General features: G+C 26.6%; 17 protein-coding genes and 1 pseudogene. 6 read left to right on the forward strand and 12 right to left on the reverse strand.

Going from position 1 to position 18117, the window contains the following annotated elements; genetic code table 4:
• Nucleotides 1-6: 6 nt before the first annotated feature.
• The 7 genes from KQ877_RS01675 to KQ877_RS01705 are packed head-to-tail and all read right to left on the reverse strand — an operon-like array spanning nt 7 to nt 6648.
• A complete protein-coding gene (locus KQ877_RS01675; protein ID WP_216488544.1) occupies nt 7-441 on the reverse strand; it encodes a 23S rRNA (pseudouridine(1915)-N(3))-methyltransferase RlmH in 435 nt (144 codons plus the stop codon).
• Entirely contained in the window at nt 441-2270 is a 1830-nt protein-coding gene (gene mnmG / locus KQ877_RS01680) for a tRNA uridine-5-carboxymethylaminomethyl(34) synthesis enzyme MnmG (RefSeq protein WP_216535851.1), read from the reverse strand. The genes KQ877_RS01675 and mnmG overlap by 1 nt, the downstream gene beginning before the upstream one ends.
• Nucleotides 2260-2595 carry a 30S ribosome-binding factor RbfA gene (rbfA, locus tag KQ877_RS01685; protein WP_216488540.1) on the reverse strand — a complete coding sequence of 112 codons (336 nt, stop codon included), beginning with the start codon at nt 2593-2595 and terminating at the stop codon, nt 2260-2262. Before rbfA ends, mnmG begins: the two co-directional genes overlap by 11 nt.
• Nucleotides 2588-4402: a translation initiation factor IF-2 gene (gene infB, locus KQ877_RS01690; RefSeq protein WP_216535852.1), complete on the reverse strand. Its 1815-nt coding sequence runs from the start codon at nt 4400-4402 to the stop codon at nt 2588-2590. Before infB ends, rbfA begins: the two co-directional genes overlap by 8 nt.
• A complete protein-coding gene (locus KQ877_RS01695; RefSeq protein ID WP_216488536.1) occupies nt 4369-4656 on the reverse strand; it encodes a YlxR family protein in 288 nt (95 codons plus the stop codon). The genes infB and KQ877_RS01695 overlap by 34 nt, the downstream gene beginning before the upstream one ends.
• 3 nt (nt 4657-4659) lie before the next feature.
• Entirely contained in the window at nt 4660-6210 is a 1551-nt protein-coding gene (gene nusA / locus KQ877_RS01700) for a transcription termination factor NusA (RefSeq protein ID WP_216535853.1), read from the reverse strand.
• 12 nt (nt 6211-6222) lie between these two features.
• Nucleotides 6223-6648 (reverse strand): hypothetical protein, encoded by a 426-nt coding sequence (locus KQ877_RS01705; protein WP_216535854.1) that lies wholly within the window; start codon nt 6646-6648, stop codon nt 6223-6225.
• Nucleotides 6649-6941: 293 nt separating this feature from the next.
• Between KQ877_RS01705 and KQ877_RS01710 the strand changes: the two genes are divergently transcribed.
• The 3 genes and pseudogenes from KQ877_RS01710 to KQ877_RS01720 form a co-directional block, all read left to right on the forward strand.
• Nucleotides 6942-7187, forward strand: a complete 246-nt coding sequence (locus tag KQ877_RS01710; RefSeq protein WP_216488530.1) for a hypothetical protein — start codon at nt 6942-6944, stop codon at nt 7185-7187.
• Nucleotides 7187-7888, forward strand: a complete 702-nt coding sequence (locus KQ877_RS01715) for a 2-oxo acid dehydrogenase subunit E2 (RefSeq protein WP_216535855.1) — start codon at nt 7187-7189, stop codon at nt 7886-7888. Before KQ877_RS01710 ends, KQ877_RS01715 begins: the two co-directional genes overlap by 1 nt.
• A gap of 2 nt (nt 7889-7890) precedes the next feature.
• Nucleotides 7891-8121 (forward strand): annotated as a pseudogene (locus KQ877_RS01720) (biotin/lipoyl-containing protein); the annotation flags it as partial.
• A 143-nt stretch (nt 8122-8264) separates the two neighbouring features.
• Here the strand turns inward: KQ877_RS01720 and KQ877_RS04035 are convergent.
• The 5 genes from KQ877_RS04035 to dnaA form a co-directional block, all read right to left on the reverse strand.
• Nucleotides 8265-8396: a hypothetical protein gene (locus KQ877_RS04035; protein ID WP_281492641.1), complete on the reverse strand. Its 132-nt coding sequence runs from the start codon at nt 8394-8396 to the stop codon at nt 8265-8267.
• A gap of 468 nt (nt 8397-8864) precedes the next feature.
• The gene (locus KQ877_RS01725) at nt 8865-12443 is read right to left on the reverse strand and encodes a hypothetical protein (RefSeq protein WP_216535856.1); all 3579 of its coding nucleotides are present in this window, start codon (nt 12441-12443) and stop codon (nt 8865-8867) included.
• Nucleotides 12444-12586: 143 nt separating this feature from the next.
• Nucleotides 12587-12802, reverse strand: coding sequence for an RNA-binding S4 domain-containing protein (locus tag KQ877_RS01730; RefSeq protein ID WP_216488524.1), 216 nt, complete (start codon nt 12800-12802; stop codon nt 12587-12589).
• The gene (dnaN, locus tag KQ877_RS01735; RefSeq protein WP_216488522.1) at nt 12802-13929 is read right to left on the reverse strand and encodes a DNA polymerase III subunit beta; all 1128 of its coding nucleotides are present in this window, start codon (nt 13927-13929) and stop codon (nt 12802-12804) included. Before dnaN ends, KQ877_RS01730 begins: the two co-directional genes overlap by 1 nt.
• Before the next feature lie 14 nt (nt 13930-13943).
• The gene (dnaA, locus tag KQ877_RS01740) at nt 13944-15296 is read right to left on the reverse strand and encodes a chromosomal replication initiator protein DnaA (protein WP_216535857.1); all 1353 of its coding nucleotides are present in this window, start codon (nt 15294-15296) and stop codon (nt 13944-13946) included.
• A 385-nt stretch (nt 15297-15681) separates the two neighbouring features.
• On the opposite strand from dnaA, the gene rpmH reads away from it, so the two are divergent.
• The 3 genes from rpmH to yidC are packed head-to-tail and all read left to right on the forward strand — an operon-like array spanning nt 15682 to nt 18069.
• Entirely contained in the window at nt 15682-15828 is a 147-nt protein-coding gene (gene rpmH / locus KQ877_RS01745) for a 50S ribosomal protein L34 (RefSeq protein ID WP_171113203.1), read from the forward strand.
• A 2-nt stretch (nt 15829-15830) separates the two neighbouring features.
• Nucleotides 15831-16163, forward strand: coding sequence for a ribonuclease P protein component (gene rnpA / locus KQ877_RS01750; RefSeq protein ID WP_216535858.1), 333 nt, complete (start codon nt 15831-15833; stop codon nt 16161-16163).
• The gene (yidC, locus tag KQ877_RS04150) at nt 16147-18069 is read left to right on the forward strand and encodes a membrane protein insertase YidC (RefSeq protein WP_216488517.1); all 1923 of its coding nucleotides are present in this window, start codon (nt 16147-16149) and stop codon (nt 18067-18069) included. The genes rnpA and yidC overlap by 17 nt, the downstream gene beginning before the upstream one ends.
• Nucleotides 18070-18117: the final 48 nt, after the last annotated feature.

The raw sequence follows: 18117 nt of genomic DNA on the forward strand, positions 1-18117 counted from the left end.
TTGTCCTTACTTGTGATACTTAATATTATTTTTTATAGCATGTGCTCGGTAAATTTGTTCAATTGCCATCACTCTAAATAACTGATGCGGAAATGTCATTTTGGAAAATCTAATTTGATTGTTAAAATGTTCTTCAACAACACCATTTGAACCACCAATTATAAAAGTAATGTTATCTGTGTGAGTTATTAATTCGCTAAATTGCTCTGAAGAATATTCTTTTCCATTTAATCCAAAATAATAAACTAATGAATTTTTAGGAATTTTTTTTAAAATATTTTCTGTTTCTTTTTGTTTTTTTAATTCAATGTTTTGTTCATTAATTTCTTTTATTTCTATGACATTAACATCTGCTAAAAATTTTAACTTTTTTAAATAAGAATCAAAGAGATTTTGAAAGTCACTTGTTAGACTTCCTACTGCAATTAAATTTAATTTCATTATTTTTTTCTTTGATCCATATAAAACATTAACATTTGAATATCAGCTGGGTTAATTCCACTTATTCTTGAAGCTTGACCAATTGTAGTTGGTCTAATTTTTGATAATTTTTCTTTAGCTTCGTATGCTAAATTTTCAACTTCAAAATAATCAATGTTTTCAGGAATATTTAGACTTTCTAATCTTTTCATTTTAGCTGCTTGATTTAATTGTTTTTCAATATAACCATATAATCTAACATTGATTGCTAATTCATCAAAATATTTAAAATCTTCATCAACTAAATCACGTGGATTTACATCTGGTCTTGCTAATAATTTTAAATAACTAATTCCGTGTTCAACATTATATTTTTTACCTAGCTCACTAGTTGAACCAACAAATTTGTTTTTAAATTCTTCAATTTTGTCATTAATTTGTTTATATTTTTCTTGAATTTTATTATATTCTTCTTCTGTAATCATATTATTATCATATGCATATTTTGAGATTCTTTGATCAACATTATCATTTCTTAATAATAAACGATATTCAGCTCTACTTGTTAGCATACGATAAGGTTCAGCAGTTCCTTTTGTAACTAAATCATCAATTAACACACCAATATACGAATCACTTCTATCTAAATATAGAGGTTCTTTATTTTGTAAGTAGTTTGCTGCGTTAATTCCTGCTACAATACCTTGTGCAGCAGCTTCTTCATATCCACTTGTACCATTTGGTTGCCCAGCACTAAAGAACCCTTTAATTCATTTAGTTTCTAAGTTTCTTTTTAAATCAAGTGGGTTTATTGCATCATATTCGATTGCATAACCATATTTTTGTACTCTTGCATTTTGAAGACCTGGAATAGTTCTTATCATTTGATCTTGAACCTCTACAGGCATTGAAGTACTTAAACCGTTTATATACATCACATCACCTTTTTTTGTTTCAGGTTCAAAAAATATGTGGTGTGAAATTTTTTCTTTAAAACGTACTATTTTATCTTCAAAAGATGGACAATATCTTGGACCTGTACCAACAATAAGTCCACTATACATACTTGAACGATTTAAATTTTTTAAAACTATTTCTCTAGTTTCAGCTGTTGTATGTGTTAATCAACAAGATGTTTGTTCATCTAAAACTATTCCACTTCTTGAAGAAAAAGAAAGTAAATTTTTATCTAAAGTTTCTTGTTCAACTTGGCTAAAATCGATTGAATCAGTATAAATACGACAAGGAGTTCCTGTTTTTAATCTTTGTAATGTAAAACCATATTTTTCTAAATTTTTAGATAAATTTACATCTGTTCTTTGACCGTTAGGACCTGATTGTTTTACATCTTCACCTTGTAAAATTCTTGAATTCATATATACACCAGTTGTCATTACAACAGCATTTGCATATAATAATCCATTGTTTTCTGTTTTTATACCTTTTATGGTTTTATCTTCTACAATTAAATCTAAAACAAGATCTTCAATTAAAGTAATGTCTTTTTGTTTTACTATATCTTCTAAAATTAATCGACAATATTCATCTTTATCTATTTGTGCTCTTAAACTTCAAACTGCTGGTCCTTTTGAAGTGTTAAGAACTTTTATTTGAATCATTGCTTTATCTGCAAATAATCCTTGTACACCACCTAATTCATCTATTTCGCGGGTGATTATTCCTTTTGCACTACCACCAATAGATGGATTACATGGCATCATTGCTAACTTGGTTTTATCTAAAGTAACTAATGCTACTTTTAAATTTCTTTTTGCTAAAGCATAAACAGCTTCAACACCTGCATGTCCACCACCAATTACAATTGCATCAAATTTATCATTAGTTTTCATCTTTTATTTTTTTAAGAATATTTTCGATTCTTTGGGCTTGATTTTCCAATTTATCAATTGTAAAGTGAATTTCAGGTAATCTATGGTATTTTCAACTTTTAGAAATAACACTTCTTAAAAAAGGCGACATATTTACTAATTTATTAAAATATCTTTCCTTATCTTTGAAAATTGTTACATATACTTTAGCGTGTGAATCATCATTTGATAATTCAATATCATTTATTGCTACATTTGTAACATCAAAATCTTTTAAATCGTATAAAGCATTTGATAATAATTGTGTAAATAAACTTGCTTTACGTTCATGTTTTATATTATTCATCTTCTACTAATACATCCTCATAAAATCTTAAAATATCATCAACTTGTATATTATCAAAATCTTTAATGTGTGTACCAAATTCAAAACCATTATCTACTGATTTTGCATCATTTTTTTCTCTTTTTAAAGAGTCAATCACACCTTTATAAACTACTTTGTTTCTTCTTATAACTTCAACTTTAGCATTAGCTTTAACTTTACCACTAACGACTTTAGCTCCTGCTATTTGACCTACTTTTGAATAGAAGAAAATTTGTAAAACAACTGCTTCAGCAATTTGAACTTCTTCATATACAGGTTCTTTAAACCCTTTCATTTTTTGGGTTAATTCTTCAACAATTTTATAAATAACATTGTAATTTTTGAACATTATATTTTTTGAATCAGCATAACTTTTAACTGATTCATTTATATTAACATTAAATCCATAAATAAGTGCTTGACAAGTACTTGCTAAAGCAACGTCAGCTTTTGTAACATCTCCATTAGTTGCTCTAATAATTTTTATTGAAACCTCATCATTTGTTAAATTTAACAATGTATTTTTTATTGCTTCAGCTGTACCTTGTACGTCTGTTTTAATAATTACATTTATAACTTTGGTTTCTTCATTTATATTTGTTAATTGAATATTTTTTTCATTTAATTCTTTTTGTTTGTCAAGGAATTTCTTTTCTTCTGCTAATTTTTTTGCAAATTTTTCGTCACTTATTCCTACAAATTTATCTCCAGATTGAGGGTTTGAATTTAAACCTGTAATAACACAAGGCATTCCAGGAGTTGCAAATTCAATATCGTTACCTTCAGTATCAGTTAAACTTCTAATTTTTCCATATTGACTACCTGCAACAATAAAATCACGAGGTAATAATGTTCCATTTTCCACTATTAAAGTTGCTACAACACCTTTTCCTTTATCTAGTCTAGATTCAATGATTGTACCAATTGCTTCTCGGTTTCAAACAGCTTTTAAATCTAACATTTCTGCTTGTAAGAAAATAGCTTCAAATAATTGTTCTAAACCATCACCAGTTAAAGCAGAACCATAAACAAATTGTACGTCCCCACCTCATTCTTCACTGATAACATCAACTTCAGAAAGTTGGCTTTTTAATTTTTCTACATCTGTATTTGGTTTGTCCATTTTATTAACAAAAACAATAATAGGTACACCAGCTGCCTTTGAATGATCAATTGCTTCAATTGTTTGTGGTTTAACACCATCATCTGCTGCAACAACTAAAATAACTATATCAGTTACTTTTGCACCTCTTGAACGCATTTCAGTAAATGCTTCATGACCAGGAGTATCTAAAAAGGTAATAGATTTATTATCATATTTAACTTGATAAGCTCCTGTATGTTGAGTAATACCACCAAATTCACTTGAAATAACGTCACTTTTTCTTATTTTGTCAATTAAAGTTGTTTTACCATGATCAACATGACCCATGATTGTAACTATCGCTGGTCTTGCTTCTAATTTTTCATTTTCTGTATCGATAATTAAACTATCAACAACGTTTTGAGCATTAACGTTATCACTTTTTACAAAATCTAATCCGAATTCTAAACATAGTTCAGCTATTTCTTCTTCATTTAATGTTGTATTAATATTTTTCAAAATTCCTTTTTTGAAAAAGTATGTAATTACTTCATTTGAACTTTTTGTTATTCTTTTACTGAACTCATTAATGGTCATAGGTCCTGTAAAATGGAAAATACCATCTTCTAATTTAACTTCTGATTTTTCTAAATGAGTTTTAATATCATTTATATTTGACTTTCTATTTGATTTTTTTGCCATATTCTCACCTCTTCTTCTAATTTTTTATATGTTTCAGCATCAATATTCATTTTAAAAGCTTTATTTAAAAGTCGTCTTTTAAAAAATATATCAATGTTGTTTTGATCGTTGAGACATCAGCTACCACGTCCGCCTAATTTGTGTTGTGGATCAAAATATATATTTTTATTTATTTTTGCAAAACGAATCATTTTATCTTGATGATAAGTTAATCCATTTACGCAGTTTTTTCTGTATTTTATTGGTTTTGACATTGATTATTCTTCATCTCACTTGATATCGTCTAAATCTAAGTCTTCAATTCCTTTTATTAAGTCTTTATCTTCGTGGAAATCACTTAATTTTGTTTTAGCTATTTGTTCGTAATCTTCTTTATATGATTTTGAATAAGGTTCATCAGCATCAACATTATCATCTAAAACATCAATAGCTTCTTCATCCATAAATTTTGTTTGTTTAATAGCTTCTTCTAATTCTTTATCTATATTAAAAGTAGAATTTGAATTTTGTGAATCAAAAACTCTGCTTTCAAAAAGTTTAGCATCCTCTATTTCAAATTCTGATTTGAATTTTTGAAGGTCTTGTTCAAATAAAGAATTGAAATCAAAATTGTTGTTTTGTTTGCGTTGATTTGGTTTTTTTGGTTGTTGATGTTTTAATCTTTGACCTTGTTCTAAAAGTTCAACTTCTTGTTGAGTAATGTTTCCATTTCAACCAAATGCCATATTTTTGGCTAATGCTTCTGAATAACTTAAAACGTTTATTTTTGCAGATGTTAATTCAACAGCTAAAACTACATTATTTCCTTTTTTACCGATCGCTAGTGTATGTTGACGATCAGGAACTATAACATCAAATGAATTTGCAGCTTCAGAATTTGTATTTAAAATTACATCAATTACTCTAGCGGGAGCAAGAGAGTTTATAATAAATTTTTTGATATCATCGTCATAGTTAATAATTTCTAATTTTTCACCACGTAATTTTGATTCTATTGCTTTTATTCTTTCTCCGTTTGCGCCAATAACTGAACCAACAGCATCAATTAAACTATTATTGCTTGCTCTTACAGCTATTTTTGCTCTATCTCCAATAAGTCTTGCTATTTTTGCTATTTCTATATCATTTGTTGCAAATTCAGGTATTTCATTTTTAATAAGTTTTTCTAATAAAATAGTTTCTGAACTTGAAACAATAACTTGATAAAATTTAGTATCTTCAAAAACTTCTTTAACAACAACATCAATCATTGTTCCTGTTTCAGGAAGAATTTTTTGATTTGCTTTTTTAAGTGGCATAAATGCTTCGATTTCATCTTCGAAGCTTACAACTGCGCCTTTATCAGTTTTTGAAATTAATTTTGCACGTAAAATTTGCCCTTGAAGTTGTGAATATTTGTCAAATGTTCTTTTCTTTTCATATTCTCTTGTTAATTGGTTAAAAGTTGAAAGAATTTGTGAATATACTTTTTTAGGGAATTTTTCGAAATCTACTTTTTCACTCATTAAATCTTCAATTTCTACATCTGGATTTATTTTAATAGCATCTGAATAAGCAATTTGAATGCAAGGAATAAAATCATCTTTTTGTTCTTCATTTTCGGGATCTTCAACTACCATTTTTGAATGGTTAATTAATTCAAATATTTGGTTTTCTGAATCAAAAATAAATTCTAACTCAGCATCTTGATCATAAAGCTTTTCAAAGTTTTTTGTAATAGCCTCTTGAAACATATTTTTAACTTCTTCATATGGAATATTTTTTAATTGTGATAAGTTAAAAATTTCTTCAAAAAATTTGTTTGACATAAGTCTCCTAATTTAAAAAATTACTTTTTGTATTTTATGTATGTTCTCTTTTTTTATAAATATTTTTTGAAATTGACCTTTGTTATTGATTCTTCCAAATAATTCATCGTCTTTTTCTTCTTTAAAAATAATTTGAATTACTTTTTTATCTTTATATGGTTCTTTTAATGTTATTTCAATTTTTTTATCAACATAATCATTAATTTCATTTAAAGATATTTCCAAATCAACACCTTTTGAAAATATATCTAAATAATAGTTTGATTCAGTATCAATTTCATCAATAAAATTGTTTATTTCTTTTGTAATTAAAGTTACTTCATTAAGATCATGAGTATTTAATTCTATACTCAAAAATCTTCCCTCTGGAGTATTTAGTCATTTGCATTGACTAACTTGATTAGTAAATTTATTTAAAATTTCTTCAATAATGTTCATAATTACCTCCATTGAAAAAGGCTACCCACAAGGGGTAACCTCTTGATATAGGTAACTTTATTATATCATAATAAAATGTATATTATAAAAGTATTTTATATATTTTGTGTGTCAAAAAATATATAATTATAATTAAGTAATTAATAAAAATAAAAAAGAAAAAATAAAAATCAAAAAAGCGATTTTTTTAGTATTTTTAAATTAAAAAATTGCTTTTTGTTTATAATTTTTTATATAAAAGTATAAAATAGATAAATAGAAATATTAAACAAATTAACATAAAGGAGGATTTTATGCTAGATCCAAAAGATGTAAAAAACGCCAATGCTCCGGAAGAAGAAGGAGCTCCTGCCGTTGTTGGAACATTAAAAGTTTCAAATGACTTATTAGATTTTTCAGCTTTTAGCAAAACTAAAAAAACTGAATCTAAACAAGAAGCAAAAGCAGAAGACGAAGGTAATTTAACACCACGTCAAAAAGCTATTCTTGAAAGAAAAAGAAAAGAAGAAGCAGAAAAAGCTAATGGAGGAAATGAATAATGGAAGCAAAAGAAGTTAAATTATCAGGAATCCGTAAAGCCATTGCTAAAAACTTAAAAAATGCAATGGATCGTGTTGCTTATACATCATTAGTTCAAAAAGCAGATGCTACAGCACTATGAAACCACAGATTAGCTGTTAAAGATAAAGTTTTACAAGAACAAGGTGTAAAATTAACATTCTTATCATGAATTATTAAAGCAACAACTATAGCTTTAACAGAATTCCCAATGTTTGCTGCTAAAGTTGATGAAGAAGCAGGAGTTATTAAATTCCCAGGACAAATCAACATTAGTATAGCAGTTGATACACCACATGGATTACTTGTTCCAGTTATAAAAAATGCTGATAAACTTTCAATAGTAGAAATTCAAAAAGAAATTATTCGTTTAGCAGAATTAGCAAGAACAAGAAAAATTACTATGGCTGACATGCAAGGTGCAGATTTTACAATTACAAACGTAGGAAGTGTTGGAGTTTTATTTGGAAACCCAATTATGAACTACCCAGAAATTGGAATTTTAGCAACTGGAGCTATATTTAACGAATTAGTTCGTGAAAATGGTGAAATAGTTGATAAAAAATCAATGTACTTAACAGTAGCAGCCGACCACCGTTGAGTAGACGGTGCAGATATAGGGCGTTTTAACGCACGTATTAAAGAATTAATTGAAAACCCAGAAAAATTAGGAGAGTTATAATTATGTTTAAAATGCAATTTACAGATGTTGGAGAAGGATTACACGAAGGAACAGTTGCTGAAGTTTATGTAACTGAAGGACAAGAAGTTAAAGAAGGAGATAACCTATACTCAGTAGAAACAGATAAAATGACAACAGATATCCCTTCACCAGTGACAGGAAAAATCGCAAAAATTTTAATTGAACCAGGTAAAGAATTAACAGTTGGTGATGAAATTTTTGAAATCGAAGAAGCTTAATCTTATCCAAAATAATATATAAACCAGGGTTTAATCCCTGGTTTTTTATTTTATATTTTAATTAAATACTATCAACATTAAAAATATCAAATTAAGTTTAACATTTCTTGTAATGAATAATTATTACAAAATATGGATTACATTTTAGCTAATCTTTTGAAAATTATTTCAAAAGCTTTTTCGTTTTCTGGTTCATATTTTCTTGTTCTTGCTAATTGTTTTTTAAATGTTTTTTCAGAAAACATTTCTAGTATTCTTTTATCTTTCATAAATAATCTCCATAGTTTTTTGTGTACATTAATATAATTAATATTAGTAATTTATATATTTATTATAAATTTTAACTTTCTTTAAAAATAACTTAATTATTTGCTAATATTTTAGTTTGCTATTCAAAGTAAAAAAATATATAAATAAAATAATATTAATAATTAAAATCTGCGTTTTAAAATCTAATCTTACGTTGTTATTTTATCGGTATTTTTTATATTTGAACACTATTTATTTTATTTTGTACATATTTATATTGAGTCTACATAAAGCTAGACAACTTAATTTTAAATACAATTTTATGTAATTTACGTTTGCAATTTTATTTTTTATCTGCTTATATATTTATTTAAATTTACTTTGTTTTTTATTTCATAGCTTTTTTTAAATAACCAAATCTGTAGTTATTAAAAAATAACACCAATTATTAAATGGTGTTATTTTGTATTAAATATATTTATATTAAATTAATTTGTGTTTTCAATTGTTCATTGAATTGGTTCTTTACCGTAAGCTTTTGCAGCTTCTACATAGTTGTCATATTTTTCTCTTGCTGTTGTCAATAATTCTTGTAATTTAGCATTTTGTTGTTCTTCGTCATCTAAAGGTGTTTTTATTTGATTTAGATAATTTTCTTGTGCACGTATAAATTCTTGTAATGAATTGATGTAGTTTAATTCTTTTTCTCTTTTAGCAACTTTTTCTTTTGTTATAGTTACTAAAGAATCAAGAGCTTTATAACCTGCTTTATATTTAGCAGATGTAGTTGGTTCTGTTTCAGTATCACCTGTAATTTTAGTAAAATTACTATTGAATTCGTCTTTTATTGTTTTGTATTCTTCTGTTTTACCTTCAAGTTCAGTTTTATATGTAGTTGCATCGGCTTTTGATTTTTCATATCTTGCTTTATTTGCTTTTAACATAGCTGCTTCTAAATCTTTAATTCCTTGTGTTAATTTTTCTTTTGTTATATCGGTAGTTGCATTAGTGTTAGCAGTTTCAATATCTGCATTGTATTCTGTCTTAACATCACCGTCTTCAAAAGTATCTTTATCTGCTCCTACTTCTGCTAATTTATCTAAGTATTTTGCGTATTCAGATAATAACTCTGTTAATTCTTTAACTTTAGCTGTTGCATTTTTTACTTGATCTACTGTTGCATCATCAGCGTTTACTATCGCGTCTTGTTTTGCAATTTCTGATGTATTGTGTGAAATTGCACTTGCATATTTAGAATCTGTAAATTCTGCTGCTTTAGTTGAGTTAGCTTCTTTTACTTTGTTATATTCATCTTTAAATGCTTTTAATAAAGCTGCATCAAGTTTTGGTTCTTGTGTATTAAAGTTATCAACTGTTTTATTTGCATTTGCAGCTTCTTGAATTTTTGTAAATTCTGCTAATACAACTTGTTTAATATCTTCATCTTTAATATCACTGTTGGCTTTTTCTTTTACGCCGTTTAATTTATCTAAGAATGATAATTGAGCATCCAATAATGCAAGTAAATTTTTGAAATCTGTTGTTCCTGAATCATATAATTCTACTGTACGTTTGTCAACTTCTGTTCTACCAATGATCTCTTGTTTTGTTTGTTCATTAGACTTGGCATCTGCATATTTTTGTTCGGTATTAACTTGTTTATCTGTGTATTTATTTTCATATGCTTGTTTAGCCGCTTCATATCTTGCTTCATGTGCTTTTAATTGAGCATCTTTTAATTTTATTACTGCGTCTGTAAATTTGTCTGTTGTTGCAGCGCTTGTATCTTCGATTGTATTTTCTGTAATAGCATTTTCATAATCGGTTTTAGGTTTACCGTCTTCAAAAGTATTTTTATCTGTTGTAACAGCTGCTAATGTAGTTGTATATTCGTGATGTACTTTTGCTTTTTCTAGCGCTGTTTCTAATTTAGCTTTTCCGTTATCGTATGTATCTGCAGTAACTGGATCTTCAGCTTTTACTTCATTATCAATTGTAGTAACTTCTGATTCTAATTGAGTAGCAGCATCAGAACCTGTAATTGTTTCTTTATATGCATTTACTTCTGCTAATTTTGTTTCATAAGCTTCTTTTGCTTTTGCTAAATCTAAGCTAGCAATTTCATCTTCAACCAATTTAGTTGCTGCCTTATATGATTCTACAGTTCTTGGATTTTCTAAACCATTATCTATTTCTGCTAATTTAGCTGTTAAGTTAGCTTTTGTTTTTGGATAACCATCTAAATTAATTCCATTAGCTTCAGCAACTTTTGCTTCATAAGCTTTTTTAGCTTGATTTAATTCATAATTATCTCTATCTTCTGTTGCTTTTGTAATTGCTTTATCTAATATGTCTTTAGCATTTACATAATCATCAGTTGTATTTTTATCTGCTTCTGTTTTAGCATTTCCAATTGCTGTTTCTAAAGCATCTGAAATTTCTTTATATTTAGGTTCTTTTTTAAGTTCTGTAAGTAATTCATTTGCAGTAGTTTTTAATGTTTCATAAGCTTTTTTAGCATCAATTTTTGCTTTTTCAGCTTTTGCTTTTTCTAATGCTGTAGTTAAATCAGTTACAGCTGTATTGTATAGTTCAACTGTTTTTGTTTCTTCTGCATTAACTCTATCTTCAACTGTTTTTGTTTCATCATCAAGTGTTGTTTTAACAGCTTCATAATCTGTTCCAGTTAATGTATTTGTACTGTAATCTTTTACTTCTGCTAATTTTGTTTCATATGCGGTTTTAGCTGCTTCTAAAGCATCTTGCGCTTTTTTATCTTGTTTTGCTTTTGCAAGAGCTTCTTCTAATTTTGCAACTGCGTTGTTGTAATCAGTTGGTTCAATTGTGTTATTTGCTTCTTTTTCAGAAACTGGTGTAGTTTCAGCAGTTTTTGAATCTTGTAATTCTTTTAAAATTGTTGCATATTTTGGATCTGCAAGTAAAGTTTCCATTTGTGAAACTTCAGCAAGTTTAGCATCATAAGCTTCTTTTGCTTTTCTAAGTAGTTCTGCGCGAATTCTTGCTTCTTTTGCGTCTTGATAGGCTTGTGCATATTTTAACATGTCATCTAATTCAATTTTTCCATTAATTTTTTGTAATAGTGTTACATTAACACCAGCTAATAAATCAGATGAATTTCTAATTGCTATTTCTAAACCATTTCTTAGTTTCCGTCCATCAAGATCTTCTGGAGTTTTCATTCTAATCAATAGTTCTCTTGCGAAAGCAACTTCTTCTTCGTAAAATTGAATGAATTTTGGACCATGTACATTATTTGTTTCAGGTCATAAATAGTTATATGCTGCTTCGTAATCAGAATCTTGTCCTGGTTGAGCCATTTTTTGTGCATAGAAGTTTCTTACGAATAGGTCATCAAAAATTGATTCATATCCTTGTTTATCTTCTGAGTAGTTCATTAATGCTTCTGCTGTTGCAAGTGCAAATTCATACATTGTTTTTGCATCTACTGTTTCAGGAGCTAATAATTTCTTAATTTCAACTGTTGCATTTCATAAAGCCTTTTCTGTTTCAACTAAAGCACTAACTCTTGCTGGTTTATTATCTAATGTTGTTGTAGATTCTTTATATGTAAAAATAGCTTCTTTTGCTTGTTGAATTTTTAGTTTGTAGTCATTTGCCACTTCTTGGTTTTGTAATGAAGATAATTCTGCTACTAATTCTTCTGCCTCTTTAACTTCCACTTCTTCGTATGTTTTAGCAAATGCTTCAACTAATTTATCATAACTTAATGAATAGTTTCCTGTAAGTGAATTTATTTCATCAGTTTGATTTTCATCTAGTTTATTGTAAGCCTTGTTTTCATCATAGATAAGTCTTCTTAAATTATCGAAAGTTGTTTTATACATTTCCTTATCTTCTAAAGTATCTCTTAAAACATTAACTCTTGAATTTAAATTCATAAATGTTTTTTGTGAAACACTTAATTTTACTTCATTGTTGTTTTCGGCTGTAGTACATGATGCACTAATTGCAGCTGCTGTTGCAGCTACAGCTGTAATAGCTGCTGCTGAACCAACAAATAAAAGATTTTTCTTTTGTTTTTTCATATGTCTCCTCATTTTTTATAATCGATTATAAAAATGATATTTAATAAAATATCTAAAAAAATTTTACCATAAAATTAACAAATCATGACCTAATAAAATTTAAAAACACCATATATACAATACAGTGTTTCAAAATATTAGTTTTAATGTGCAATTGTTTTTATTTTATAAACTTCATCATCGATTCAAATAATGTCACCATTATTTATTTGTTGATTACGTGAAACTGCCGGCTTTCCATTAATCATAATTTCATGATCTACAATAAAAAATTTAGCCCTTCCACCTGTTTCAATTAAACCTATTTTTTTAAGAAGTTGTGAAAGTTTAATTGTTTCTGTTGTTATTTCTATTATCATTATCAATATCCTCTTTGTGGAGTTATTAGTTGTTGGTTGTTTTTGTTTTCTTTTGAAACTATTAAAATTCTTTGCTTGTTTTCTGCAAACATTAAGTTAATTTCACCGTCAAATACGTTAATTGCTTCAGTTAAATTTTTAGTTACTAATGAAATATCTAATGATTCATCATTGTAACTAAATTCTGTAGTCTTAACTTCTGCCTTTCCTATTTCATCACGATTTGTTGATACATATAAAACAGAATTATGAATTGAAAGCCTTAATTTAGAATTAGCATCTGAATTTAAAAGTGATGCTTTTTGAATTAATTCTGTTAATTTTTTTCTATCAATTGTTAAAATTTGTTCAAATTGTCTTGGAATTGAGTTTGCTGTGTCTTTATACGCTAAATTTGCTAATTTAGTTTGAATAATGCTTCCATCAAAATTAATGTGAATTTTATTTTCACTAACAAACATACTAATGTCGCCTTTAAAATCAAAATTTAAAAGATCTTTTAAGGTTTTTGACTGAATAGAAAAATTAAAATCTACAGTATTTTCAATTGCTGTTTGTTGACGTGCTAAACGGAAACCATCAGTTGCGATTGCAACTAAAACATTATCTTTTGCAGAAATATTAACACAGTTTAAAATCACACTTGTTGCGTTTTGTGCCGCTGCAAAAGAAACATTTTTTACAATGCTTTTAAGCGTGTTAAATGGTAAAACAATTTTTTCTCCATATTGTTCAAATTCAGTTTCAGGATACTCAAAACTATCTAGTAAGTTTATTTCAAAATTATCTTCATTTGTTTTAATTTTTAGTACTGAATTTTCAGTTTCTAATTTAACTATTCCATCAATTTTTTTGACAATATTTTTAAATAATGTTAAAGGAACTAATGCTGTACCTGATTCAATTATTTCACAACCATCTTTATTGAAAGTTTCAATATCTGCACCTGTTGTTAAAACTGTATGTTTTACTGCGATTTGAGTATTTGACACAATAAATGTCACAGCTGAATCGGTTGCTTCAATTAAAACGCCTTTTAAGGCAGGCAAATATGGATTAGAATCTAATGCTTTTGATACACGATCTATTGCTTTATCTAATTGTTGAATAGAAATGTTGAATTTCATAATAACTCCTTAATTTATAAAATTTTCTTTAAATTATCTTTAATTTTACTAATTGCTAAACTCAAAGTTGAATCACTTTTTATGTGTTTATCAATATAATTTACACTCGCAATTACTGAACTATGGGTTTGTCCACTAAACATTTTTCCAATATCACTAAAAGGAATATCAAAAAGATCTTTTATTAATCACATACTTACTCTTCTTGCCTTAACTATGTTTTGACTTCTATTTTTATCAATTACCTTTTTTCTTTCTATTCCATAATATTTACATACTGTATCAACTATTTTTTCAGGTGTAACTGATTCACTTACTGTACCAACATCTTTAAAAATTGATTTTATATATTCACTGTCATATCTGAAATTCTTATCATTAATATAAAAAATTTTAATTTTATTAACGGCTCCTTGAATATTTCTTATGCTGTTTGAGAAATTTCTTGCTAAAAATTTATATGTTTTATCATCAAATTTATTTGAATCAATTAATTCTTTATCAATTTTAAATTTGAAAATATTAATAATATCTTCTACACTTGGATTATTAATTTTAAATGTTATTCCACCTGAGAATCTTGTAATAAATCTTTCTTCAAAACCACCTAATTCTTTTGGTGTTTTATCTGCACTTATAATAATTTGTTTATTTTCACTAATATGATTATTTATAATTGCAAACAAGACATTTAAAGTGTTCTCTTTACCACCAAATTCCTGAACATCATCAAACATTAAACAGTCATATTTTAAACAGTCATCAATAATTTTGTTAATACCTTCTTGATTTTTATTTTTTAAATGTTCAATTATAGGTCTTATAAAAATATTAGGTTGAATATATAAACACGATTTACCTTTTTTTATTAATTCGTTTCCAATTGCATGTAATAAGTGAGTTTTACCTAAACCGCTTGATGCATATATAAATAAAGGATTAAATGCAATTTGTCCTTGTTGATTTTCAATCACTGTTCTAGCACCTAATAAGGCTTGTTCATTAAATTTACCTTTTGTATAATTTTCAAAAGTTAATTCTGGTTGAACATTGATTTTTGTTTGTGTTTTTTTGAGCTCATTGTTATATAAAAGATTATCAGAACTAAAAATGATTTCTTTTGCATCTTGATATATTTCATTAACACAACGATAAATATATTCTTTATAATTTGCCTCTAAAAATACTCTGATTTTTTCAGGCGCATGCAAAAAAACTTTATTATCTTTTTGTTTAATAATTTTAACTAATGTTAAAAATGAATCATATAAAATTGGATCATTTGATGTAGATTCGAATTCTTGTTGAAGCAAGGTATTATTTATTTCTAAATCTGCATTTGGGTTAATTTTTCTTGTCGAATTCATAGTCATAGATTAAATTATAAATTTATATTATTATTTTTGTAAATAATTATTCATTAAAGCAAATAATTTTGATTTTATTGACATTTTTATTTACATTTTTTAATAAAAAAAATACTTAATACAAGATATTTTTTTATTTAATAACATTTTTAAAATGTAAATAAATAACGGATGTCAAAAATTTTAGAATTTTTAAAATTTTTGGGCATTTTTTAAGCAAATAAATTAAAATAAGAATTGTTTATTGTTAATAATTTGAAGCTAGCCATAACTAAATAAGATAATATTATTAATATTATTGTTTTGTTTGATAAAATAATAATACATAATTTTAAACATCAGCTTGAAAATTATTTTCAAATAAAAACAAATAAAGGAGCTTTTTATGAAAAGAACATATCAACCAAAAAAACGTAAACACATTAAAGTTCATGGTTTTTTTGCTCGCATGCAAACTAAAAATGGAAGAAAAGTTTTAAAGGCTAGAAGAGCAAAAGGAAGAAAACAACTAACAGTTTCAGACAAAAAATAAAAATGACTAAGTTAAATGTTGTTAGAAAGAACTGGGAATTTCGAAATATAATCAACCAAAAAAAACAATTTGTTTCAAAATACGTGATTATTTATTATCAACCAAGTGAAATTTATAAAGTTGGTATTTCCATTCCCAAAACATTTGCTAACGCAGTTTTGCGTAACAAATATAAAAATCAAATAAGGCAAATTATTCGCCAAAATAACTTTGAAGATATATTAGTTCAAAGTGTAATCATTATAAGAAAACCTTTTTTTACACTTGATTTTTCAAGTAAAGAAAAAGAAATTAAAAAACTTTATGAAAGGATTCGTAATGCCCAAAAGAACTAGATCTAAACATTACGACTTTTTTAATCCGAATCATAATTCAAATGATAAAAATATAAAAAAAGATACAAAAGTATTAATTAAAAAAATCTGAAAATGAATAAAAATTTTATTAATTGTTTTTGTTATCGGAACAGGTTTTGTAGGCTGTGCTCAATCATTTGGATTACGTTCTCCGGTTAAAGTTGGAACAGGTTTCGAAACATATCTTAAAAAAGAAGATATTTCGCCAAATATTGAGGTTTTTGCATACAATAAAGACACCTTAACCTTTAACAGATCAAATAATGGAAAAATTATTCAAGATAACCCTTATTTAAAAGCGGATTCTGTTGAAGAATTAAAATTGGTTAAAGAACAAATTAAAAATAACCAAGGTAATATGGATACATACAAATCACAAACTCTGGGAATTCAAATTCAAAATTCTGAAGGTAAAAATATTTCTGGAAATGTATATAACCAAAATGGAAAATTTATAATTTATGCAAAGGGTGATGAAAGCGGTAATGGAGCCGTTAAAAATTACGACAATGTAACAACCTGAACCAATATTTATAACATTCAAAATTTAGAATGAACAAGAAAAAAAGTTCAAAATAATGGAGTTGAAATTGAGGTTAAAGACAGAATAAAAGACATAAGAATTTCTGTATTACCAAATTACATACTTGATACTTCACTTGAATCAAAATTCAGTCGTGATACATACCAAGCACTAATAGATGAATCTGCTAGATTATTTAAAAATGAAATGATTGAAGCAAAATTAAATTCTCAAGATGAAAATTCAAAAAGTTATTGAGATGTTATTTTAGAATACGCTAATATTTCAAACACAGCAACTGCATTAGAAACAATTAATAGTTTTATTAAAAAATTAGCAGAAAAAAAAGATCAACCATTAACAGATAGTGAAATAAGTGTAATTACAAAAGTAGAAAGTTTTATCCACTCTAATACAATTGAATATGGAAACTTAACTGGATTATCATTTGTTTCAAACAATACAAATAATGAAGGTTATAACATTGTCACATTTAAAAATATAAGTGATAAAGGTAATTATATTAATAATAACTCAACTCTATTAAATTCATTATTTGGAGAACCACACCGTCCAATTGCAACATGAGCCGAATACTGAGAATTTGGGCCATTTTATGGATTATTTGTTTACCCTATTAATCAACTACTAGGTGGAATAATCAATGGAATAAGTTATTTAGGTGGATGATCTGTAATAATAGGATTAATAATTACTGTTATTGTTACAAAATTAATAGTTGTTGCAATTAGTTATAAGAGTATATTTGCTTCTCAAAAACAGCAAGAATTAAATGCTAAAAAAGCAAAAATAGAAGCTAAATATGCACCTTATAAAGGTGACAAGCAAATGGAGCAAAAGAAAAAACAAGAAATTAATGAAATGTACAAAAAAAATCATGCAAATCCATTTACTGCAATGATAAGTTCATTGATTGCAATGCCTATTCTAATTGTTATGTTTAGGATTGTACAAGGTTCACCAGAGATTAAACACTCAGTATGATATGGAATTCAAATGTCAGCTACAAGTTATCAAAACTTATTAGCAGGTGAATATAAATACTTACCTATTATCTTAATTAGTGTGCTTGTTCAATTAGTTGCACAAATGTTACCTAAATTTTTAAGCCGTAAAAAAGATAAATTACGTACTAATGTATATGAGCGAGAAGCTTTACGTAAATCAAATAAAATGCAAAATATAATTACAATGGTCTTTGTTGGTTTTGGAGTTATATTTCAAGCTGGGTTACAAATATACTGAATTATTACAGGAATTTGACAAATTATGCAAACACTTGTTGTATGAAAAATTGAACGTACTGATTTCTATAAAACAAAAATTGTTCCAAGATTATAAAAATAATAAAGAACCACATAATGTTTTATGTGGTTCTTGTTTTATAAA

It is taken from the genome of Mycoplasma zalophi, from assembly GCF_018914005.1.
GTDB classification, from domain to species: domain Bacteria; phylum Bacillota_I; class Bacilli_A; order Mycoplasmatales; family Metamycoplasmataceae; genus Metamycoplasma; species Metamycoplasma zalophi_A.